Origin of the sequence: Sulfurimonas sp. (genome assembly GCF_019429335.1) — a bacterium.
In the GTDB taxonomy this organism is placed as follows: domain Bacteria; phylum Campylobacterota; class Campylobacteria; order Campylobacterales; family Sulfurimonadaceae; genus Sulfurimonas.
In genome coordinates, this window is the sequence record NZ_JAHYJB010000006.1 from 75,425 (window position 1) to 98,797 (window position 23,373).

At 37.9% G+C, this 23,373-nt stretch carries 21 protein-coding genes; 5 read left to right on the top strand and 16 right to left on the bottom strand.

The annotated features are described in order from the left end of the window. Window positions 1-10: 10 nt before the first annotated feature. From carB to K0A91_RS04100, 5 genes are read left to right on the top strand one after another with little or no spacing between them, the layout of a single operon-like run. Window positions 11-3,286, top strand: coding sequence for a carbamoyl-phosphate synthase large subunit (gene carB, locus K0A91_RS04080; RefSeq protein WP_295008419.1), 3,276 nt, complete (start codon window positions 11-13; stop codon window positions 3,284-3,286). Beyond that, window positions 3,247-3,720 carry a Sua5/YciO/YrdC/YwlC family protein gene (locus K0A91_RS04085; RefSeq protein ID WP_295008421.1) on the top strand — a complete coding sequence of 158 codons (474 nt, stop codon included), beginning with the start codon at window positions 3,247-3,249 and terminating at the stop codon, window positions 3,718-3,720. Before carB ends, K0A91_RS04085 begins: the two co-directional genes overlap by 40 nt. Next, window positions 3,717-4,160: a hypothetical protein gene (locus tag K0A91_RS04090; RefSeq protein ID WP_295008423.1), complete on the top strand. Its 444-nt coding sequence runs from the start codon at window positions 3,717-3,719 to the stop codon at window positions 4,158-4,160. Before K0A91_RS04085 ends, K0A91_RS04090 begins: the two co-directional genes overlap by 4 nt. Next, entirely contained in the window at window positions 4,157-4,729 is a 573-nt protein-coding gene (locus K0A91_RS04095) for a hypothetical protein (RefSeq protein WP_295008425.1), read from the top strand. The genes K0A91_RS04090 and K0A91_RS04095 overlap by 4 nt, the downstream gene beginning before the upstream one ends. 5 nt (window positions 4,730-4,734) lie before the next feature. Beyond that, a complete protein-coding gene (locus K0A91_RS04100; protein WP_295008427.1) occupies window positions 4,735-5,910 on the top strand; it encodes a glutathionylspermidine synthase family protein in 1,176 nt (391 codons plus the stop codon). A 12-nt stretch (window positions 5,911-5,922) separates the two neighbouring features. Here K0A91_RS04100 and K0A91_RS04105 read toward each other — a convergent pair whose 3' ends face one another. The 16 genes from K0A91_RS04105 to K0A91_RS04175 form a co-directional block, all read right to left on the bottom strand. After that, window positions 5,923-7,656 carry a nucleoside-diphosphate sugar epimerase/dehydratase gene (locus tag K0A91_RS04105; protein ID WP_295008429.1) on the bottom strand — a complete coding sequence of 578 codons (1,734 nt, stop codon included), beginning with the start codon at window positions 7,654-7,656 and terminating at the stop codon, window positions 5,923-5,925. Window positions 7,657-7,681: 25 nt separating this feature from the next. Continuing rightward, complete coding sequence (locus K0A91_RS04110; protein ID WP_295008431.1) at window positions 7,682-8,893, bottom strand: glucose-6-phosphate isomerase; 1,212 nt, start codon at window positions 8,891-8,893, stop codon at window positions 7,682-7,684. Window position 8,894: 1 nt separating this feature from the next. Then, entirely contained in the window at window positions 8,895-9,734 is an 840-nt protein-coding gene (galU, locus tag K0A91_RS04115; RefSeq protein WP_295008433.1) for a UTP--glucose-1-phosphate uridylyltransferase GalU, read from the bottom strand. A gap of 60 nt (window positions 9,735-9,794) precedes the next feature. Beyond that, window positions 9,795-11,924: an STT3 domain-containing protein gene (locus tag K0A91_RS04120; protein WP_295008434.1), complete on the bottom strand. Its 2,130-nt coding sequence runs from the start codon at window positions 11,922-11,924 to the stop codon at window positions 9,795-9,797. Window positions 11,925-11,937: 13 nt separating this feature from the next. Then, window positions 11,938-12,990: an aminofutalosine synthase MqnE gene (mqnE, locus tag K0A91_RS04125; RefSeq protein WP_295008461.1), complete on the bottom strand. Its 1,053-nt coding sequence runs from the start codon at window positions 12,988-12,990 to the stop codon at window positions 11,938-11,940. A 3-nt stretch (window positions 12,991-12,993) separates the two neighbouring features. Then, entirely contained in the window at window positions 12,994-14,193 is a 1,200-nt protein-coding gene (gene metK / locus K0A91_RS04130; protein WP_295008436.1) for a methionine adenosyltransferase, read from the bottom strand. Between the two features lie 93 nt (window positions 14,194-14,286). Beyond that, entirely contained in the window at window positions 14,287-15,855 is a 1,569-nt protein-coding gene (lsrK, locus tag K0A91_RS04135) for an autoinducer-2 kinase (protein ID WP_295008438.1), read from the bottom strand. A gap of 31 nt (window positions 15,856-15,886) precedes the next feature. Beyond that, a complete protein-coding gene (locus K0A91_RS04140) occupies window positions 15,887-16,174 on the bottom strand; it encodes a helix-turn-helix transcriptional regulator (protein ID WP_295008440.1) in 288 nt (95 codons plus the stop codon). Next, window positions 16,110-16,361, bottom strand: a complete 252-nt coding sequence (locus K0A91_RS04145; RefSeq protein ID WP_295008442.1) for a hypothetical protein — start codon at window positions 16,359-16,361, stop codon at window positions 16,110-16,112. Before K0A91_RS04145 ends, K0A91_RS04140 begins: the two co-directional genes overlap by 65 nt. Beyond that, window positions 16,246-16,674 carry a HipA domain-containing protein gene (locus tag K0A91_RS11000; protein ID WP_366511621.1) on the bottom strand — a complete coding sequence of 143 codons (429 nt, stop codon included), beginning with the start codon at window positions 16,672-16,674 and terminating at the stop codon, window positions 16,246-16,248. The genes K0A91_RS04145 and K0A91_RS11000 overlap by 116 nt, the downstream gene beginning before the upstream one ends. Window positions 16,675-16,864: 190 nt before the next feature. Continuing rightward, a complete protein-coding gene (locus tag K0A91_RS04150; protein WP_295008444.1) occupies window positions 16,865-17,926 on the bottom strand; it encodes a sulfate ABC transporter ATP-binding protein in 1,062 nt (353 codons plus the stop codon). Window positions 17,927-17,941: 15 nt separating this feature from the next. Next, window positions 17,942-18,802, bottom strand: coding sequence for a sulfate ABC transporter permease subunit CysW (gene cysW / locus K0A91_RS04155; RefSeq protein ID WP_295008446.1), 861 nt, complete (start codon window positions 18,800-18,802; stop codon window positions 17,942-17,944). Then, window positions 18,799-19,653, bottom strand: coding sequence for a sulfate ABC transporter permease subunit CysT (cysT, locus tag K0A91_RS04160; RefSeq protein ID WP_295008448.1), 855 nt, complete (start codon window positions 19,651-19,653; stop codon window positions 18,799-18,801). Before cysT ends, cysW begins: the two co-directional genes overlap by 4 nt. 235 nt (window positions 19,654-19,888) lie before the next feature. Next, entirely contained in the window at window positions 19,889-21,349 is a 1,461-nt protein-coding gene (locus K0A91_RS04165) for an OprD family outer membrane porin (RefSeq protein WP_295008449.1), read from the bottom strand. A gap of 24 nt (window positions 21,350-21,373) precedes the next feature. Continuing rightward, window positions 21,374-22,429, bottom strand: coding sequence for a sulfate ABC transporter substrate-binding protein (locus K0A91_RS04170; RefSeq protein ID WP_295008451.1), 1,056 nt, complete (start codon window positions 22,427-22,429; stop codon window positions 21,374-21,376). Window positions 22,430-22,604: 175 nt separating this feature from the next. Next, window positions 22,605-23,066 carry an Rrf2 family transcriptional regulator gene (locus K0A91_RS04175; protein WP_295008453.1) on the bottom strand — a complete coding sequence of 154 codons (462 nt, stop codon included), beginning with the start codon at window positions 23,064-23,066 and terminating at the stop codon, window positions 22,605-22,607. Window positions 23,067-23,373: the final 307 nt, after the last annotated feature.

Here is a 23,373-nt window from a genome sequence, read left to right on the forward strand (position 1 = left end):
AAGGTAAACTATGCCAAAACGCACTGACATTCACACTATTTTACTTATCGGCTCAGGTCCGATAATCATTGGGCAAGCCTGCGAGTTTGACTACTCAGGAACTCAGGCTGTTAAAACGCTAAAAGAGCTTGGATACCGTGTAGTTCTTATAAATTCTAACCCTGCAACCATTATGACAGACCCTGAATTTGCCGACAGAACATATATTGAACCGATAAAAGAGGATGTAATTGCTAGAATTATCAAGGAAGAGAAAGTTGATGCTATTCTTCCGACCATGGGCGGACAGACCGCATTAAACGTAGCCACTAAAATGCATGAAAAAGGGATGCTTGAGGGCATTCAATTTTTAGGAGCAACTCCTGAGGCAATTCACAAAGGTGAAGACCGTTCAGCCTTTACAGAGGCTATGGTAAAAATTGGTATGGATTTACCAAAAAGCCGCAATGCTCACACTGTTGAAGAAGCAATTGAAGTGGCTCTTGAGATTGGTTTTCCCGTAATCAGCAGAGCTTCTTTTACGCTTGCAGGCGGTGGCTCGGGTGTAGCTTACAATATGGAAGAGTTTAAAGAATTAGCTAAGGAGGGGCTCTCGGCTTCTCCTGTAAATGAAATTGAAATTATGGAATCTATGCTCGGCTGGAAAGAGTACGAGATGGAAGTTATCCGTGACAAATCAGACAACTGTATCATTGTCTGTTCTATCGAAAATTTCGACCCGATGGGAGTTCATACGGGAGACTCCATTACAGTCGCTCCGGCACTAACTCTTACAGACAAAGAGTATCAAAGAATGCGTAACGCATCTTTTGATATCCTAAGAGAGATAGGCGTTGACACAGGCGGAAGCAACGTTCAGTTCTCAATTGACCCAAAAACAGGACGCATGATAGTTATCGAGATGAATCCCCGTGTTTCTCGTTCATCTGCTCTTGCAAGCAAGGCGACCGGTTACCCTATCGCCAAAGTAGCTACTCTTTTGGCTGTTGGCTTTACGCTTGACGAGATTACAAACGACATCACAGGAACGCCTGCATCTTTTGAACCGGTAATCGACTATGTTGTTACTAAAATTCCTCGTTTTACATTTGAAAAATTTCCTGAAGCTCAAAACACCCTCGGTACAAGTATGAAAAGTGTCGGCGAAGCAATGGCTATTGGGCGCACTTTTAAAGAGTCCATGCAAAAGGCGTTATGCTCGCTTGAAACCGGCTTATGTGGATTTGACCCAATTGATGCGGATTTTGATTTTGTAAAACATGAGATTCGCCGTCCAAATGCAGATAGGGTTCTTTATGTTGCAGAAGGGTTTCGTCGCGGCATGAGCGTGGAGGAGATGTTTGATACATGTCAGATAGATCCATGGTTTTTATACCAATTAGAAGAGATGATAAAAACAGAGAGCATTATAACGGATAAAATTTTATCTGATAAAGAGTTTATGAGAAGTGTAAAAGTTGACGGTTTTTCAGACAAGAGAATTGCGCAGCTGATAACTAAAAACTCAAATAAAAAAGTAAGCGAAGATGATGTTTACAGAGCTAAAAAATCCCTACATGTAAATCTTGAGTACAACGAAGTAGATACATGTGCTGCAGAGTTTGAAGCACTTACTCCATACCTATACTCTACAACAAATATAACAAGACTTCCGAATGTAAAAAACAGAGTCAGTGACAAGAGTGCGTGCCCTAGGGGTAAAAAAGTTCTTATTCTTGGTGGCGGACCAAACAGAATCGGTCAGGGCATCGAGTTTGACTACTGCTGTGTTCACGCTGCATTTGCACTTAAAGAGATGGGTATTGAGACGATTATGTACAACTGTAACCCAGAGACCGTTTCAACAGACTACGACACCTCTGATGTACTATATTTCGAGCCGATAGATTTTGAACATGTAAGAGAAGTTATAGAGAACGAAAAACCAGACGGCGTTATAGTTCACTTCGGCGGACAAACTCCTCTAAAACTTGCAAATGCTCTTACAAACATAGGAGCAAATATTGCAGGAACGCCTTCGCATGTGATTGACTTGGCGGAGGATAGAGAGCTGTTTTCAAACTTTGTAAACAGTCATGGACTGAAGCAGCCTGCAAACGGATTGGCAAGAACCAAAGAAGAGGCACATGATATTGCCCAGAGATTAGGCTTTCCTGTTTTAGTTCGCCCATCTTTTGTTCTTGGCGGACGAGGCATGAGAATCGTTTACTCGCAAGATGAACTTCGTCACTATATGGATTTAGCAGTGCTTGTGAGCAACGATGCGCCTGTTCTGGTAGACAAGTTCTTAGATCAGGCTATCGAGCTTGATGTCGATGCAATTTGTGACGGTAAAGATGTCTATATCGGCTCAGTAATGCAGCACATTGAAGAGGCTGGAATCCACTCAGGAGACAGTGCATGTTCGCTTCCTGCAGTTAACTTATCAAAAGAGATGATTGACAAAGTTGAGCAGCAGACAAAAACAATTGCGCTTGGCCTTGGAGTACAAGGACTTATGAACGTTCAGTATGCAATTTATCAGGATGAGATTTACCTTATCGAAGTAAATCCTAGAGCTTCTAGAACTGTTCCTTTTGTAAGCAAAGCTACAGGCATGCCGCTTGCTAAAGTTGCAACACGCGTAATGGTAGGAGAGACTCTTAGAAGCGCGCTTGAGTACTACGACAAGTACAACATTGTCATGGAAGAGAATGGTCTATTAAAACCTCGTCTAAAAGGACATATCTCTGTTAAAGAGGCTGTCTTCCCGTTTCATAAACTATACGGTGCAGATTTGGTTCTAGGGCCTGAGATGAAGTCGACCGGTGAGGTTATGGGGATTAGCTCAAACTTCGGCATCAGTTTTGCAAAAGCCCAAATTGCTGCAGGAAACAAAATAGTAACTAGCGGAACATGTTTTCTCTCTTTTGTAGATACGGACAAAAAATATGCTCCTGAGATTGCAAGTGGCCTTCATAGACACGGCTTTAAACTTGTTGCGACAAAAGGCACTCAGTCTGTCATAGAAGCAGCGGGAGTTCCATGTGAGGTGGTTTTAAAAATTTCCGAGGGTCGTCCAAATATTGAAGACAGTATGAAAAATGATGCTATCCATATGGCGATTAACACCTCTGACAACAACACATCAAAAAAGGATGCGGTAGTTATTCGTCATGAAGTTCTTAAGAAAAATATCCCTTACTTTACTACGCTTAGTGCAGCAAGAGCGCTTATTCTTGCCCTTGATGAAATGAAAGATGATTCATGGTCAAACGTAAAAGCTCTGCAAGATTTTCTAGCTTAGAGATGAGCGTAATAGTCGCTCAGACCGACACTACTGTCGGTTTCTTGTCACACGACTCGCAAAAACTCTACTCCGTAAAATCCCGTCCCAAGACAAAGCCTTTTATAAAAGTTTACAAAGATTTCAGAAGCTTTTTAAGTGACGGAAAAAGAGTAGAAAAAAACAGAAAAAATATGGTTCGCCGCTCTAAAAAAACAACATTTATAATCAACGACTTTTCATTCAGGGTTGCAGAATCAGACCTAAACTCGCAAATATTAAGAGACTTTTCTTGGTTTTACTCAACATCGGCAAACCAAAGCGGAGAAAAATTCAGCAGAGATTTTTGTGAATCAAAAGCAGATATAATAATAGAAGACAAAGACGGCTTGTTTGAAAGTAGCTCGTCGGTTATTATAAAAATAAACTCTAAAAAACAAAGAAGGCTAAGATGAACAAGGCTATACAAGCGCTATTGACTGGTATGTTTATTACTTTTATACTGGATTTTTTTCTTTTTTTAGGAATTTTGCTAAACTATATAGATTTTTACAAGGTTGACCTATACTACAACATACTATTTGCGGACAATCAAAATGGATATCTTTTCTTTGGGCTCTCAATAGTTTTAGGATTTTTAGTCGTATATCTAAAAAATTACAAAATAAGCCTAGTCACCGTTGCAATACTCTCTGTGGCTGCACTATCAACACTTACGGAGGGTATCGGGCGAAGTGTTGGCGAGAGTATGTTTATGACAAAAAATACGACCATTAAAACTCAAAGATATCTCTATGTAGGTGATATTATTTACGACGGCAGACAAACGATTACCTTTTATGACTATAATTTCAAAAAAACAGTAGTACTAGAGAAAAAGGATTTAATTAAATGAAGCATATCTACTCAATTACAAACGGCATAGCACTCGGTAGTGCAGGCATCGTTATGATGAGTGTTCTTAGCGGATGCGAATCTTCACGGCAGCAAGAGCAGCAAAACAAATTTTTAGTAATTGAGCAGCAGGCAAACGGAAAATATATTGTAGTTGAAGAGATGCCTACAGAGGGACCAAGCAGGGCTATAATTCGTGAAATTGATGAAAACGGAAACAGAATAGAACGATTTATGAGCGAAGATGAGATGAGGGCGGTGGCCCAACAGGAGTATCTAAAAACTCAAGATGGCACCTCAGAGACACTCTCAAGCGGCGATTCAAGTGCTGGAATGGGGCTGGCTGGCACTATTTTAGCTGTCGCTGCAGGCTCTCTTTTGGGAAATATGATAGGTAATGCTTTGATGAACAATAAAAATTTTGCTTCAAAATCATCTGCCGTAAACAAAAGTGCCTACAGCCGTTCAGCGGCAGGACAAGCGGCAAGAAGCGGCACCTCTACTAAAAAAAGCTTCTTTGGCGGCACAAGCACTGCATCATCTTCAACCAAATCCACATACGGAAGTTGACATTAATGAAACTAACTAAAATAAACCCTCTAAAAGATGAGCGGCTTGAAGAGCTGGGATTTACTTGGCACACAGACAGCGACAGCAGCAAATATATCAACGATAGTATCGTAAAGATAGGCGAGAGTGAAGCAGAGGAATACTATGAGGCTGCAAACAAAATCTACGACATGTACACAGAAGCTGCCGAGTATGTAATTGAGAACAATCTTTTTTTTGAACTTGGAATTCCTTTTAATCTTATCGATGCAATAAAAAAGAGCTGGGAAAATGATGTCCACTGGCATATCTACGGCAGATTTGATTTTGCAGGCGGGATGGATGGCAAACCAATCAAACTATTGGAGTTTAATGCCGATACACCTACATCTTTGTTTGAAACAGCACTGCTTCAATGGGCGCTTCTAAAGAGCAACAATATGGATGAAGAGAAGCAGTTTAACAATGTTTACGAATCTATAAAACAGAATTTCAGACGTCTGATTACCCTCTTTGATGATACTGAACTCTTTGATGAGAGATATGACGGATGGAAAATACTCTTCTCCTCTGCTCAAGGAAACGACGAAGAGGAAGCGACTACAAGGCTGCTCCAGCAGATTGCTACGGATGCGGGTTTTAACACAGGCTTTGAGTATCTTGGAGATGTAAGGTTTGATGAGAGCGGTATATATGACAGAGATGACAACAGGTACGAATACTGGTTTAAACTCTACCCTTGGGAAGATATAGCAACGGATGAGCCGGAACTTGCCACCATACTTACAAGCATTATGCAAAATCAAAATGCGATTATCTTAAATCCGGCATACACTCTTCTTTTTCAATCAAAAGGGATGCTAAAGATACTCTATGACCTCTTCCCTGATTCGCCTTATCTTTTAAAAACATCTTTTGAGCCTCTTGCTGGAATCAAACATGTAGAAAAAAGTCTCTTCGGAAGAGAGGGAGCAAACATAAAAATAGTTGACGCAAATGGAGCAGTGCTGAGCGAGCAGGATGGTCCATACGGCAACCATAAAAAAGTTTATCAGGAGTACGTAGAACTAAATATGGACGAGGACGGCTTTAAATATCAGGCAGGTGTTTTCTTCGCCTATGAGGCTTGCGGAGTCGGCTTTAGAAAAGGCAAAGAGATTATGAACAATATGAGCAAGTTCGTGGGGCACCATATCTCCTAGCCAATGCTTTGGCTATAAATTTTTCTGGTGATTAAACTCAGGAACTATCTCCTTTAGTTTTGCCAGTTTATCTTTACATGTTAAAAGCTCTTCTATATCCTGATTTAACTTCTCTATGTCATATTTTGTAGAATTTGCAACTGTAATCGAGTCATAAGGCGTCTTTGCGTCACTCTCATCTATAAGTAGCTCTTCGTAGAGTTTCTCACCTGGGCGAAGTCCTGTAAATTCTATACTTATATCTTTTCTTCCGCTTAGCTCTATCATCTTATGAGCCAAATCTACTATTTTTATTGGCTCGCCCATATCAAGTATAAAGAGCTCTCCGCCCTCTCCTATGGCACCGGCCTGAAGAACAAGCTCGCAAGCTTCTGGAATAAGCATAAAATATCTCGTAATGTCAGGATGCGTTACAGTAATATTTTGCCCGTTTTCTATCTGAGATCTAAACTTAGGTATTACGCTTCCGCTACTCCCAAGTACATTTCCAAATCTCACCGCAACTATTTCCGTACCGTTTCCGTTTGAATTCTGCGCATAAAGCTCGCAGATGCGTTTAGTTGTTCCCATGACATTAGTAGGTCTTACAGCCTTATCTGTGGATATCATCACAAACTTCTTAACACCGTATTTGATTGAGATATCTATAACATTCTTAGTACCCACTACATTATTTAAAATAGCTTCGTCTATATTTGACTCAACAAGCGGAACATGTTTATAGGCTGCCGCATGTATGACAATTTGCGGTCTGTACTTTTTAAATGTCTCATCCAAAAACTCTCTGTTGACTACGCTTTGCATAACAAGTGCGGTCTCTGTGTTTTGTATCTCCGAGGCGATGGCGTAAAGGTTATATTCGCTATGGTCTAAAAGTATAAGTTTTTTGGCGCCGTATCTCTCGCACTGCCTGCTTATCTCGCTTCCTATGCTTCCGCCTGCACCGGTAATTAAGATAATTTTCTCTTTTACAAAGGATGATATTCTCTTTTTGTCCAAATCTTTTGGATGGCGAGCAAGAAGGTCTTCTACAGATATATTTTTTAACTGTGCGGCAAAATCTCTGCTCTCTAAAATCTCATCTATAGATGGAAGTATCTGAATATGTTTGAAATATATTGAGAGGTTGTAGTATATCTCTTTTACTCTCTCTTTGTGGGCTGAGGGCATAGCAATAACAAGCAAATCAAATTTATTTCCCTCGCCGATTTTCTCTTTTAGTTTATGCTTTGAAATTACCTGTATGGAATCAATCGAGCGGTTCTGTATTACTTTGTCGTCATCTATAAAATATTTGACCCTGTATTGGCTGTCTGCAAACTCCGACTCCAATTTTATCCCCGCTCTGCCTGCTCCATATATTACTACCGATTTTGTTTTTGCAACGCAGCTTCTATTCATAATATAATAGTACATGTACATTAAAAAATTTATTGCAAAGAGGTACAAAAAGAGCTCTGAGACCAAAAATGCAAATCTTACTTTGCCGTAAAATATAGGCAAATAGAAAAGAAATGCAGCGATGTAAACAAAGCTTTTTATTAGAAATGTTTTTTGGGATGCTTTAGACCATGACAAAGAGTAGTCGCTAAAAATCACAAAAGATGAAATCATACGAATTAGAATTACGCTAAGAACCAGCATTAAGTCAAACGGCATGTGAAAAATAAAAAACGTCCACCAAAATGTGGCAAAAGAGATAACTATAATCACCAAGAAATTCAATACTCTTTTATCTATACCCATTATCTCTCTCTATTTTTTATAATTTTTACTTCTCTAACGTTTTTAGCTTCTGTTTTAAAATAACTTTTCCAGCCTCTACACCGGGCTGATCATAAGCATTAATATACATAAACTTGGCACAAGTCGAAGTTAAGAGTTCATACTCATACATCAGACTCGCACAGCTTCTCTCATCTATAGTGTCAATCGTAATAACGTCGCATGGAATATCGTTAAGATTATTGATAGACTCTATCGTGGCATCAGCTTGCTGGTTTATGAGAGAAGAGAACTCTATTCCATCAATGTAGTCCAACTCCTCAAGCCCCTTTAGTTTAACATGCGGGATTTTCAAATCGTTGTCAAAGTCATCAACCTTTATAACAGTTACAGTTTTGTCTCTTCTTCCCTCTACGATAAGCTGTAAAAAGGAGTGCTGATCAATCGGTCCGATAATTCCTATGGGAGTGAGCCCCTGCCTTGTGCTGTTTATATCAACTTTGCCCAGACTCTCTCCCCACAGCTGTATATACCACTTGTTAAATCCCTCTAATCTTGAAGAGTATGAAAAAACTACGTTTATATTAAAACTGTTTTTGTATTCTACGAAAAATCTAGCCTTTTTAAGCACTCTCTTATAGGTTTGACCTTTTTGAAAAAACGAGTCATAAACCTCTTTTGCACCGTCCAGAAGTTCGTCTATATCTATTCCTACAATTGCCAGCGGCAAGAGTCCTACTGCACTAAAGACGGAAAATCTTCCGCCTACGTTTTTTGGTATCTCAAAATTTCTTATCCCGTTTGCTTTTGCGTACTCATTTAGTTTTGAGTCGCTCTCGGTAACGACCAGAGTATTGGAGCTGTCGCACTTTATAAGAGAGTTGATATATTTAAAAATAGAGACTGTCTCAATAGTTGTACCTGATTTTGATATAACTATAAAAAGCGTGTCACCCAAATCGATGTTCTTTATTTTTGATTTTATATCTACCGGGTCGGTGGTTTCTAAAAAATGGAGTTTTTTAGTTAGATTTTTTGAATATTTTAAAAATTTATATATGGCGTATGTTCCCAATGTGCTGCCGCCTATGCCTATGACAACAATGTTTTTTTGCTTAACACCAGAAGCATACTCTTTAAAGACGGAACTATCTTGATGAACAAGATTGTAGTAGCCTACATCCTCCTTCTCTCTGACTATTTCGCTAAAAACATCCTTATCCGATATGGTCGTATTAAAATTATGCTGATAGTTCATTTTATGCTCTCCTTTTGTTGTAAAAATAGTTTGTAGCCTCTACAAAACCGTCTACGCTTCCGCAGTCAAATCTTCTTCCCTTGAACTTATAGGCAATAACTCTTCCCTCTTTTGCCTGTGCCAAAAGCGCATCTGTTATCTGAATTTCTCCGCCTTTTCCAGGTTTTGTCTCTCTTAAGATGTCAAAAATATCGGTTGTAAGTATATATCTTCCGATGATTGCAAGATTTGAGGGTGCATCTTTTGGATCCGGTTTTTCTACCATGTCTGTAACTCTGATTACGCCCTCTTCTTCCACATTGCCCGCTATTACGCCATACTTGTTGCTGTCGTGAGGCGGTATCTCTTCAACTGCTACGATTGAACAGCGATACTTCTCATACAGTTTTACCATCTGCAACAAAACAGAATCGCCGTCATTATCGCATAAATCATCCGCCAGTATTACGGCAAAAGGCTCATTTCCGATTAAAGGTTCTCCACAAAGAATAGCATGACCCAAACCTTTCATCTCTATCTGCCTTGTATAGGAGAAACTGCATTTTGTAATAACATTGCGTATCTCTGTAAGATAGTGCTCTTTGGATGTGCCTTTTATCTGATGTTCAAGCTCGTATGAGATATCAAAGTGGTCTTCAATAGCGCGTTTACCACGACCTGTAACAATCGCCATATTCTCCACACCTGCACCTAGTGCCTCTTCTACGCCATACTGCAACAGCGGTTTTGTAAGTACGGGAAGCATCTCTTTTGGTATTGCTTTTGTAGCGGGAAGAAACCTGGTTCCATATCCAGCAGCCGGAAAAAGGCACTTTCTAATTTTTGTAATATCTCTTTGCATCTTCGAATCCTAATAAATTATAATTTTTTTAAATTCTATCTAATCACATCATAAAAAAAGTTAAACTCTCAACCTGTACACTTTTGCCTGAGGAGTCATGATAACCTCTTCAAAAAGAGCTCTGTCATACTCTTCTAAAACCATAAGCTGAATATAGAGCGAGTGATATGTTTTTTCATCAACGACTAAAAAAGTATTATAACTTGACATGTATATAATATTTACGCTGGCGGAAGCGTTTGCTATCTGTATATTTTTTGAAAACTTCATACTCTTGTCGTATGATGTCTGGACAAATCTCTTTATGGGCACTTTTTGATTGTTTATTGTTATTGTTGCACTTTGTATATCAAACAAAATTCCCTGTCCGAGATTTACAATATTTTGCTCCTGCTTAAACATCTTAGTCACATAAAAGAGTGAACGTTTTTTCATCTCTGCGTTCATTAGATTTATATTTGAGAACATCTCAACGGTCGGATAGATTTCTATCATTCTGTATGGCAGATAAAAGTAGATATCTCTTGTCTTTTTGGGAAGCTCCATATCACTCTCAAGTGAGAGCAGAAAATCGTTTGTGTCATTAAAGCCGTTATCTTTTGTCATCTGCTCTATGTTTGAGAATATAGTCAAGTTTTTATCTCTGATTAACTCTCTGTTCTCTTCTATAAATTTAAAGGTCTTCTCCGTATACTCCACATCAAGTCTTGCCATCTTTGCCGCTGCTTCTTGAGGATGCGTCAGAATAAAGCTTACGGGGAAATTTACGGCTCCGCTATGTTTTCCGCCGTCAATCAGTGTTTTAACATCGCTGTAGTACCTAATGGGATAGCCATAATCCCACCACGCTGCTACATAATCCTCTCTCTGTGCTATATCTTTTAGTTTGTCTAAAACTTTAACCTCGTCTGCATTAAATACGGTAGGCACTTTGTAATCCTGAACATGTGCTATGTTTGGATATAAAATTGCAAGAGTCAAAGCAGTTATTGTAAGAAATTTAAGCCTAATGGTCGGCATATATCTAGCTATCTCTGTAATTAAAAAAGCAACTCCAAAGGCTAAAACCGGAACTGCATAAATGGTAAAGCGAAGCCCTCCGACATATGCCAAAAATCCAAGACCGATAAGAGGAAGTCCAAAAAGCATGATTTTGTGTCTGTACGCCAAATAGATAAATCCTCCGACTGAGACAACAAATGTAACAACATGCCCGCTGATTCTATTTGCAAACATCTCAAAAGGAATATGACCTGCCTCTCTTATTGTCTGCATAACTGAGTAGAAGTGAAGATTTAACCCCTCTTTGCCCACTGTTACCGCATCTTTAAAAACATAACCCTTTAGCTGGCTCCAGATGGGATTAAACCCGCCTGATGCAAAGAAGAGAGCTATCGATAGAGCTAAAACATAGTAGACATATTTATCAAACTGTTTTTGCTTGTAGATATAAAAAACACCCAAAACCAAAACGGCTCTTATGTATCCCTCAAGACCAATCATCGCAAACATCATAATTGCCAAAAGTTTATAGTTGTAGATATTTTTTCTATCCCATATCAAAACATAAAGCAAAATTAGTCCAAAAAATGAGAACTCTAGCGAATAACTTTGAGGATACCACCATCTGTATATCAAAATATCCAGTGCCGTAATAAGAAGATACTTATCCTCGTTTGTTTTAATCGCCCAGATAATAGACCAGAGAAGAAACATGGGAAGTACAATATTTAACATGTCGGTGTCATAGTAACCGATCATTGTGCGGTTATAGTAACTCCAACCGATACTTGCCAAAAGCGCTGCAACCAGACCTAGTTCCAGATTGTCCAGACTTTTAGCAATAAGCATTATTGGCACAACCACAAGCGAGCCCAAAACAACCGGCATAAAAAGGATGATGCTCTCAAAAGAAAGAGGCAGGATAAATGCAAAAAAAGCCGTTAGCTGCGAGGCTGCGGTAGTTATCGGAGATAGGTCATTCTCTTGACTTAAACCGCTAAGTATATCCCTTGCCCCCTCCGCCCAGTAGTAGCCGTCATTCGTGTTTATCATAAACTGAGAGTTAAACTTAAAGAGCTCATAATCAGCAAACTGATAAAACCAAATCATACGAACAGCAACCGAGAAAAGAAATGCTATCGCAATGTAGAGCAGTGTAACTTTTGTCTCTCTTGTTAATGTACCCATGCCTTTTCCTTAGTTATATCTCGTTATAGAGGCTGTCTCTCTCAACTGGAATAAATCCGCTGTTTTTTATGAGTGCAGTAAAATCTTCAAGCTTTACTCCGTTTGCACTCTTTGCACCGGCTGCTGAGTTTATAGACTCTTTTTCTATAGTTCCGTCTAGGTCGTTTGCGCCAAACTCCTGTGCGACAAGAGCCAAATTTACAGTTGAAGTCACCCAGTAAGCTTTTAGATGCGGCACATTATCCAAAACTATGCGACTAACCGCCATAGTTTTTAAAATCTCATTTGCCGTTATAGGCTCTTTTATATTTAAGTAGTTATTTTGAGTCTGATACACAAGCGGTATAAAGCAGTTAAAACCGCCCGTCTTGTCTTGAAGCTCTCTTATTCTTATCATGTGGTCTATGCGGTTTGCACGGCTTTCGACATGTCCAAAAAGCATGGTAACGTTGCTCTTTTTACCCCTAGAGTGCCATTTCTCATGTATTTCCAACCATTGTGACGACGTGACTTTACCTTTGCAGATATAGTCTCTAATTTTCTCGTCAAATATCTCAGCACCGCCTCCGGGCATAGAATCTACCCCGTACGCAACCATCAAATCAAGAATCTCATCATAAGTTTTCCCATAATGACGAGAGAGAAAATCAACCTCTGCGGCAGTCAAAGCCTTTACATGCAGGCGGGGGTAGGTTGTTTTTATCTTTTTAAAAATATCCAAATACCACTCAAGCCCTGTGTTTGGATTGTGCGCCGAGACGATATGAACCTCTTTTGCCCCGCGAGAATCTATATCTTTTACGATATTTAAAATCTCGTCATGCGTCATAGTGTACTGGTTGGGGTTTTTTCTAGTTGCGGAGTATGCACAAAACTTGCAGACATCGGCGCAGACATTGGTGGGATTTATATGGCGGTTTATATTGTAGTATGTTTTTTTGCCATGCTTCTTTTTGCGAATTGCATCTGCTAATTCGCCAAGCTCAAAAAAGTCCATATCATAGAGAGAGAGTGCCTCATCGAAGCTCACTCTATGACCTGCTAAAATCTTCTCTTTTAAATTCATCACTTATTTTAAAGCCTCAAACTTCTCAAGCTCATCCAACTGCTCCCAAGGGTAGTCGCTCTGACCAACCTGCCCGCGAGCTGCAACATCTGCATACAAAAATGTCTCTTTTGATGGAAAATCCAGATTGAATTTTCGTGTAATCCAGTTTGGAGTCAGAGGGAAGTTGCTTAGTACAAACTCTGAGAGTTTGTCATCATCCAAGCCGTCAATAACTGTTCCGTAGGTATCGACCGTAACCGAAGTAGGCTTAGCAACGCCGATTGCGTAAGATATCTGAACAAGCGCTTTTTTTGCAAGTCCAGCCGCTACGATATGTTTTGCAATGTAACGTGCCGCATAAAGTCCACTTCTGTCAACTTTCGTATAATCTTTTGAACTCTGCGCTCCGCCCCCGATTGGTGCATAACCGCCAAAGCTGTCAACTATAAGTTTTCTGCCCGTTAAGCCTGAATCATGAAGTGATGAGTGAGATACATATTTGCCTGTCGGGTTTATATGAATGATACACTCATTTTTGTTATATAGCTCCGCAGGAAGTCCAGCATCGTCTATCAACTCACCGATAAGTTCTCTGACCGTATTGATATCCATTGTGTTTACACATGGAGCAGAGACGACAATAGTGTGGATTTTTTGCGGTTGGCACTTCTCAAAATTCTCTTTTTTGCCGTAATCCATAGTAACCTGAGTCTTGATATCAACTCCTAGTTTAGACGGGTTTGCTTTAGCAAAGTTATAAACTTTCTCCATCAAAACTCTTGCGTAAGTGATGGCACTCGGCATATAGTTTTTTGTCTCGATATCTGCGTAACCAAACATAATTCCCTGATCACCGGCACCCGTCTCGCCGTCTTCTTGGTCAACACCTTGGTTTATATCCGGAGACTGTGAATTTAAAAGAACTTGAAGCTCTACCTCTTCAGGGTGGAGACACTCCTCATTTGTAAAGTAAGGATTTCCGTCGTAGCCTATATTTACAAGAGTGTCGTGAACGATTTTTCTGTAATCTTCAGTAGTAACTCTGGTTTTTGATGTAACTTCACCGCCGATTACTATATGTTTTCCTGCAACAAAAACCTCTGATGCAACTCTTGATTTTGGATCCCCTATTATTAGTTTATCAACTATACTGTCCGCTATAATATCAGCGCACTTATCCGGATGTCCCGGACTAACTACTTCACTTGTAAAAAGATACATCTATTTTTTTTCCTTGAGTTATTATCAGCCCGCAAGACTCTCGCCTCGCAAACTAGTTTGAAAAGTACCCTTTGATTTTGGCTTTTACTCTTTTTAGAGCACTAAACCGGGCGCTTTCCACATCGAAGTCGTAATATTATCATCTACTAACTTTAATTGTACTTCGTAAGCCTTTTGAAACCTGATTTTTATCTCATTATATACTTTTTTGTTCTCAAAATTCGGCTCATAAACTCTCTCCCAAACCACCAGTTTTTTTGCCGCTTCAGATATACTTTCATAAACTCCCGCGCCTACACCTGCCGCCATTGCAGCGCCGAGTGCTGTTGCTTCTGTAACTTTGGGGATTTTAATTACGCATCCAGTCACGTCTGCAACAATTTGAGGCCATAGTCTGCCTTTGCTCGCACCTCCCGCAAAAACTATTGTCTCAATTTTTACGCCCGTAAAATCTCTTATTTTATCAAGGTTTATACCTGAGACTATCGCAGCATTTTCCTGCAGACTTCTAAACATCGAAGCACGGTTGCAAATATCAGGATTTATACTAAGATTTAAAAAACTAGGAGCCGCATGGTACCATTTACCGTACTTCATGCTGTCTGAAAATATCGGTAAAATACCGTAAGAACCGACTGGAACTTTTGAGGCTTTTGCTTCCATAAGCGCATACACATCCACTCCCTGCTCTTTTGCTTCAAGCTTCTCCATATCGCAAAAAGCGTCTCTAAACCAGCGCATAACAAGTCCGCTGAAAAAGGTTATACCTTCTGCTTGAGATTGGTTTGGGATGACATGCGGATTTACCCTTATATTCATATCAAGCGGCGGAGGCGTGTGTTTGTCTATGTTTACAACCTGCTGCCAAAAAGAGCCGCCAAGAATTGCCACCTGTCCAACCTCAACAATACCCAAACCTGCCGAACCTAGCTGAACATCGCCTCCACCCATGACTACTTTTGTCTTTGTTGACAACCCCGTGACAACAGAGGCGTTCTTGCTGACACACCCCATAAGAGTTCCGACTTCCAAAACTTCGGGAAAAATATCATCCCTCAGTCCTACTTTTGCAGCCATCTCGCTTGCCCAGTCACGGTTTTTTAGAGAAAATATCCCTGTTGTCCCGCCGTTACTCGGGTCAGTAGCGATAACTCCGCTAAGACGAGCCAATATCCAATCCCCAATCATAGAGATTTTTGCAACTCTCTCATAAATTTCCGCTCTATTGTTTTTTAACCATAAAATTCGCGGAATTGCCCCAAGTGCGAAAGTCTGTCCCGACTCTTTGTAAAACTCCTCTTCTATGCCTTTAAAGTTCTCTTTTAAAAAGCGTACTTCCTCGCCAGCCCTCGCATCGACATTTGCCACAGCCCAAAGCTCTCTGCCCTCTTTATCGTAAAGCACTATCCCCTCACGCATACTCGTTGCACTAAGAGCGGCTATATCCTCGCCGCTTAGATTTGCCGTTTTGAGCGACTCTTTTATACATCTACATGCAAGGAGCCAGTTTGCATCAAAATCAAAGCTCATGGAGTTTGGCACGCCATCTTCTTCTAGGTGCGTCCACTCCTCTTGAGCAACACTTATCTGATTGCCCAACATGTCAAAGATAACTGCTCTAACACTCCCCGTGCCTGCGTCTATTGCCATTAAGTATTTCATATTTTTCTCCTATTAATATTTGTAAATTTCATTATATTTCACCCAAAACAGGCAGTCCAAATCCATTGAAATTTTCAAACTCTATCTCAAACCCGAGATTAAAAAGCAGTGTATCAAGAGTTTTTACAGATACTGTGCCAAACTCTCCTCGTTCAATTTTTCCAAGTGTAATGCGGCTTATACCAGCTTGAGCGGCAAGTTGCTCTTGTGTCATTTTTTTATCTTTTCTAAGCTCTTTTAGCTTTTTACCTACTTCACTTAGTTTCAGGTGCCATTTCCTTGTATGTTTTTTCGTCTTGTGATAATTTCCACATAGCAATCATTTTTGAACCAATCTCTTCAAAGGAGCCATGGGTTCCAACATAACTCTCAAGCTCTTCGATACTCTTTTTAAGTGCATTTTGACAAACAACATAAAGCCTTGTCGCTTCGTTTTGTGAAAGGTAACAGCACTCGATACCAAACTTTACAAGCTCTTTTTTCCCAAACCAGAGCTTTTTTTCCAAACATACTAAGAGCCGGTCTATCTTTGTTAAAATAGACTATGGTATTGACAATATCATAAGCAGGTGCAAAGTAGTTATTTTTCAACTCTTTGTCGTACAAAATACCAAAGTTCTTTAAATGCGCATCTCCATTTTTTAGTAAATAGTTCATCACTATTGTTTTATAAAGCGCCTTCATAAAGATTTTGGCTGAACACCCGATATGGCATGATAAGAGAAATCGGTTTATAGTTTGCGGTATAGTTAAATCCATAGCTATTTTTATCCTGCTCTTAAAAAAGCTCGCCGACTTTTTTTTCATCAAACATCGCATCTATTTTTTTCATCTTGTCTCAATTTGATAATATTGGTTATCATTCTACTGTAATTGTATTTAAATATAAAGTGATGTTATCTTTTTTACAAATTGAAAGATTTTAGTTAAAATTTAGCACTTAAAAACTATTGTAAGCTTTTAAAGTATGCTAAATAGGCTTGTTGAATTTTAAATAAAGCATTTTTCTTTAAATCCCCGCACCATTTTCAAAGGTTCTTAAAGCCCTCGGACGAATTCCAACTATATCACCTTTTTGAATATTTTTCTCTCTAAATTCATAGTGAGAAATCTCAACTAAAACGGTTCTTGTTTCATTTTCTAAATGGGTTAATTCTATTTTTACTTGCGAACCTGCAAGTTGGATATATCTGATTTTTGCTTGTAAAATTGCATCTTTATTATTTACTGAAACTATCTCTAGTTCATGCGGCCTGATTAAGAATTTTGAATTATTATCTTCATTTTCTAAAGATGAATCAATGTCTAATCTTCCATCTTCTTCTCGTCCGTGAAATAGATTTACATTTCCTAAAAAATTAATTACAAACTCATTTGCAGGATTATGAAATACCTCTTCAGGAGTTCCTATCTGTTCAATTTTTCCTTTACTAATAACTACAATTCTATCAGCAACTTCAAGTGCTTCTTCTTGGTCATGGGTTACTAAAACAGTTGTAATTCCCAACTCTTCTTGAAGCTCTTTTAACCATCTTCTCAAATCTGCTCTAACCTTTGCATCTAATGCTCCAAAAGGCTCATCAAGTAATAATACTTTTGGTTGAACTGCTAATGCTCTAGCTAATGCAACCCTTTGTCTTTGACCCCCTGATAATTGCCAAGGGAATCTGTTTGCAAATCCATCAAGTTGGATAAGTTCTAAAAGTTTTGTAACTTTTTTATTTATCTGCTCATTTGATAATCTCTCTTTTTTAGGTTTTACTCTTAATCCAAAAGCAATATTTTCAAAAACAGTCATATGTTTAAAAAGCGCATAATGTTGAAATACAAATCCAATATCTCTATCACCTATATCTTTTTTTGAAACATCAATATTATTAAATAAAATCTCACCTTTGTCCGTATCATCTACTGTTTCAAGTCCTGCAATCATTCTTAAAAGTGTAGTTTTTCCACTTCCTGATGGTCCTAAAAGTGCTAAAAGTTCACCCTCGATTATTTCTAAATTTATATTATCTAGGGCTACAAATTTTCCAAAATATTTTGTTAGATTTTTTACTTCAATTTTCATTTTATTATTCCTCGTCTATTCTTCATTTTTTAATTTTTTTAATTCTCTTGCTACTTTCCACTCTAAAATATATTTTAGAACCAAAGTTAAAAGCGCAAGTATTGCCAAAAGCGTAGAAACTGCAAATGCTGCTACAAAGTTATATTCGTTATATAAAATCTCAACTTGTAAAGGCATAGTATTTGTAACTCCTTGAATATGACCCGAAACCACTGAAACTGCTCCAAACTCTCCCATTGCTCTTGCATTACATAAAATTACTCCATAAAGTAAACCCCATTTTATATTAGGTAAGGTTACTTTCCAAAATGTTTGAAAACCATTAGCTCCAAGTAAAAGCGCAGCTTGTTCTTCATCGTTTCCTTGTTCTTGCATTAAAGGAATTAACTCCCTTGCCACAAATGGAAATGTTACAAATATAGTTGCTAACACGATTCCGGGAACTGCAAAGATAATCTGAACATCATTTTCAATTAACCAAGAACCAAACCAACCTTGTGCCCCAAATAATAAAATATAAACAAACCCTGAAATGACTGGACTTACAGCAAAAGGTAAATCAATCAAAGTTATTAAAAAACTTTTTCCAAAAAAAGAGTATTTTGCTATTGCCCAAGATGCACATACCCCGAAAACTAGATTTAAAGGAACTGCTATTGCAGCTGTTATAAATGTAAGTTTTATAGCTTGTAAAACATATTCATCATTAAAACTTGTAAAATATGCTTCTGCGCCTTTTCTAAAAGCCTCAACAAAAATCGTAATTAAAGGCACAACCAACATTATTCCTAAAAATAAAACCGCTGTTGTAATTAATAGATATTGAACCGCTTTTGATTCATCTAGCGATGTTTGTGAATTACTTCGTGTTTTCATATAGCCTCCATTCCTCTTCTTCTTGAACTCCATCTTTGAAGTATATTGATTAATAACAACATTACAAATGAGATTACAAGCATTACAACAGCAATTGCAGTTGCACCTGCAAAATCATACTGTTCAAGCTTTGTAATAATCAAAAGTGTACTAATCTCAGTTTTAAAAGGCATATTTCCAGCAATAAAAACAACCGAACCATATTCACCCAAAGCTCTTGCAAATGAAAGTGCAAATCCAGTTAAAAGTGCTGGAAAAATTGTAGGAAGTATCACTTTATAAAATGTTTGCCATCTTGAAGCTCCCAAAGAGGTACTAGCTTCTTCTTGTTCTATTTGTATCTCTTCAAGTGCTGGCTGAATTGTTCGCACTACAAACGGAAGTCCTATAAAAATCAAAGCGATAGTAATTCCAATAGGAGTAAACACAACTTTTATTCCAAGTGGTTCTAAGTATTGTCCAAACCAACCTTGCGATGAATAAAGTGTAGTAAGTGCAATTCCAGAAACTGCCGTTGGCAAAGCAAAAGGCAAATCAACGATTGCATCAAAAACTCTTTTTCCAAAAAACTCATATCTAACCAAACACCAAGCAACTATTAGCCCAAAAAAAGTATTCACAAGTGCAGCAATCAAAGAAGTTAAAAATGTTAGTTTATAACTTGCGATTACTCTATCATTTGTTGAAGCATCAACGAAAGCTTGCCATCCCATGCTAAAAGCTTCAGTAAAAAGGGCAATCAAAGGAATCATAACTATGATACTAAGATAAAAAATAGTATATCCCATCGTAAGACCAAATCCTGGTATTGGGGATTTTTGTCTTTTTAATATTCCGAAATTTAATCTCATTTTAGAAATTCTCCATATAATCTACATTTAATTAAAGGCGTATTTCCGACTAAATCTAAAACTGAATTATTACTCACATTATTTCCTCATATAATTTCTTTTATGAGTAACACCTCTTTTTTAAAGTTTTTTTTGACTTTAAATCAAAGAAGTATTACTCTTTTAAAATTGAAGTACTAACTTCAAATCCTATAACTGTCACAGTTTATGACTTTAGGTAAAATAACATTTTTTTTTAAAATAGATAGTTTACTTCAAAACGACCATCAACACTGTCGCTATCGACTTTTTTTGTATCCGTATATCCTAGTCTTATACGCCATTGCAGATCAATAAAAGAGGGAATGTTTTGAATAAATCCCACGTAATAGAAGTTTTCATCAAACTCTCCTTTTGATTCATCCGCATCCGCATGAAGAATGGAAAGCTGAGTAACTATATCTTTATAGGCTCCCGCTTGATTGCCGTTAATCATCAGCTCTGCGCGGTAGCTTTTTGTGTTTGCTATCCAGTTAAGTCTTGCCATGGAACGTGTATAGCCTGCCGTTGGGAAACCTTGCCAAGGGGTGACAAGGTCAGCTTCGTCAAAGACTTGCGAATAGCCCAGATTAAGTTTAAAATTCTCATAATTCCCGACCAAACGCGCAGCAATCATCTTTGAGTCAAGTGAATCAATCTCTTTGTAGCCTGTGTTTGAAGCAACCTTCCCCCTAAGAGAAGCCCCTCCGATTTCACCTGCTTTGTCGTCAAACTGCTGAATGTAGCGCACGCCTGGCGTAAGCGTAAAGCCGTCAAATTTCATTTTGTAGTTAAGCTCTCCCATTGCTTGGCTTAAAAGTTCCGGTACATTATAAAAAGAGGCATTTATAGTGAGGTTCTCTACGGATTTGTTTTGAATATCTCCTGTTATTAGAGGTGCGTCGGTATCTTTACCTGCAGCCTTTAGAGCCGTATATAACAACCCTTTGTGCATAGCCGAATCATCGTTAGCGTTCCATATAGATTGGTTAGCCGTATCTGAGTCATCATACATCAAAACGGAGTGTGAAGAGGTGTGGTCTCTTTGCTTCTGCTTTGTCAAGTAGGCAATCTTTAAGCTTGTCTGAGAAAGAGTTTTATTGTCAATTACTATACCCTCAAAAGTGTTCGGAATCATCTTGGTATCACTAGATTTAGTATAAAAAGTCTCTACAAGCTGACGACCTAAGCGGATATCTGTTTTACTTAGACCTTTATAACTTATGAAAGCTTGACCTAAGAGTGTCATGGACTTATCGCCGCTTGTAGCAAAATCGTATCGGCTAAGCAGATCTCTGCCCGGTTTTAATCTAGCTACTGGATCATCATCCTCATCAAAAAAGGCTTTTGAGTAGTAAAGACCTGCAGTAAAATCCACGCCGCCCAGAGTCGCTGTTCTGTAGATAAGAGAGCCACCTATAGCCGTTATAATATGAGAATTTTGAGAAGCTGTCTCTTTTTCCCAGTCGTAAAGAAAAGTGTTTGAACGAAGTCTGCCGTACAATATCCCTTCTTGAAACATATCCGCTAAATTATCTACGGATTTTGGTTTTATATTGTAGTTCACTTGATAGTTCGATTTTAGAGTATGCTTTGAGAGACTCTCATCCGCGTTCAGTGCAGATGCAGCGAGCAATACAACAACTGCCGCAGTGCTGAATTTTGTGTTAATTTTCATAAATTTTCCTTTTAATTTAATCTACTATTTGTAAATTGCGTCAAATGTTCCAGCATCATCAAAGTGTGTTTTTTGAGCTGTTTTCCAGTCAACAAACAGATCATTAATTTTTACTAAATCAAGCTTTGGGAATCTTTCTAAATCTTCTTTATCAGCTAACTCTGGTTTATATGGTCTATAGTAATGTTTAGCTGCTAATTTTTGACCAACTGGTGAATATAAATAATCTAAATATGCTTTAGAAACTTCGTAAGTTCCATGTTTTTTTGCATTTTTATCTACAACAGTTACAGGTGGTTCTGCTAAAATTGATACTGTTGGAACAACAATTTCAAACTCACCTACACCCAACTCATTTATTGCTAAAAATGCTTCATTTTCCCAAGCAAGCAAAACATCACCAATTTTTCTTTGTACAAAAGTATTTGTTGAACCTCTTGCACCTGAGTCAAGAACGGGAACATTTTTATATACTTTTTTTACAAAATCAAGTGCTTTTGCATCTGCTATCTTAAATACCTCTGAATTTCTATCTATGTTTGTTAAATTACCTAATTCTTGTTTAATTGCATAAGCATAAGCCGCTAAATAGTTCCATCTTGCACCTCCTGAAGTTTTAGGGTTTGGAGTAATAACTTCAATTCCCTCTTTTACTAAATCATTCCAGTCTTTAACACCTTTTGGATTTCCTTTTCGCACTAAAAATACAATAGTAGAAGTATAAGGAGATGAGTTATTCTCTAATCTTTTTTGCCAGTCACTTGGGAAAAGTTTTCTTTTTTGACTTATTACATCAATATCATAAGCAAGTGCTAAAGTAACAACATCTGCTTTCAGTCCATCAATTACGGCACGCGCCTGTTTTCCAGCCCCTCCATGGGACTGTTTTATAACAACTTTTTGTCCTGTTTTTTCTTCCCAATATTTTGCGAACTCTTTATTGTAATCAGAGTATAGCTCTCTTGTAGGATCATAAGATACATTTAAAATTTCAACTTTATCTTTTGCATAAAGATTTAAAGTTGTTGCAACTAAACCACCCAATAAAACCAATTTTGTTTTTTTAATTATATTTTTCATTTCTTCTCTTTTAATTTAAAATACACTAAATGTGTGAATATTAAAGATTTAAAAAAATCTCACCAACTACTTTGATTTTGCTAATTTTTTACACATGTAGTACATCAATTTGTATCCTTTTTATATAAACTACACTAACTAGGTGAATATTAAAATAGTAAAAAAAATTGGTGGTTTATATTCCTAAACCACCAATAAATTTTTCACTATAAATATCATCTTTTTTAATTGGAACTTGGTTTAAACAAGCTGCAATACTCATCTTATCTAAAATCTGAGCAGTTAAATTTCTAATATTTAAAAACACTCTTCTAAAATAACATTTACTCTCTTGGCTACATGGCTCATAGTTTGATACACTTACACAAGAAATCATGGCAAGCATACTCTCAAAATGTCTTATAACTTCACCTAAAGTAATATCATTTGCATCTTTTGCTAATGTATATCCACCATATCTGCCAGAAGTGCTTTTAACCCAACCTGCATTATTCATCTCAAGCATAATGTTTTCTAAAAATCTTCTTGGAACATCTGTGCATTCAGAAAGATTTTTTGTAGAGATTGACTCACCTTTTAACTGTGCAATTGCAAACAATGCTCTTAACGCATAATCTGTTTTTTTAGATACTTTCATTTAACACCTACTTGATTGGTGAAATAATACTGGAAAAATATTTTTTTGTCAAGGATTTGTATTAGTCCATAACATTTGGCACTGAGGATTAGTTTCGATTAGATATTGTATAGGAGTTTTCATTTGTAAACTATGGTGTGGTATTTCAGTGTTATATTCTATGAGCCAATCTGCCATTTTGATAGCGTCAAAAATTTTCTGTAAATTCATCATCAACTTCATTTAACTGTTCCAAATCTTCCCAAGATACATATTTTCTATCAAGCCATTTTGCGTTTGTGTCTACAGCAAGCAGGACTAACAGACG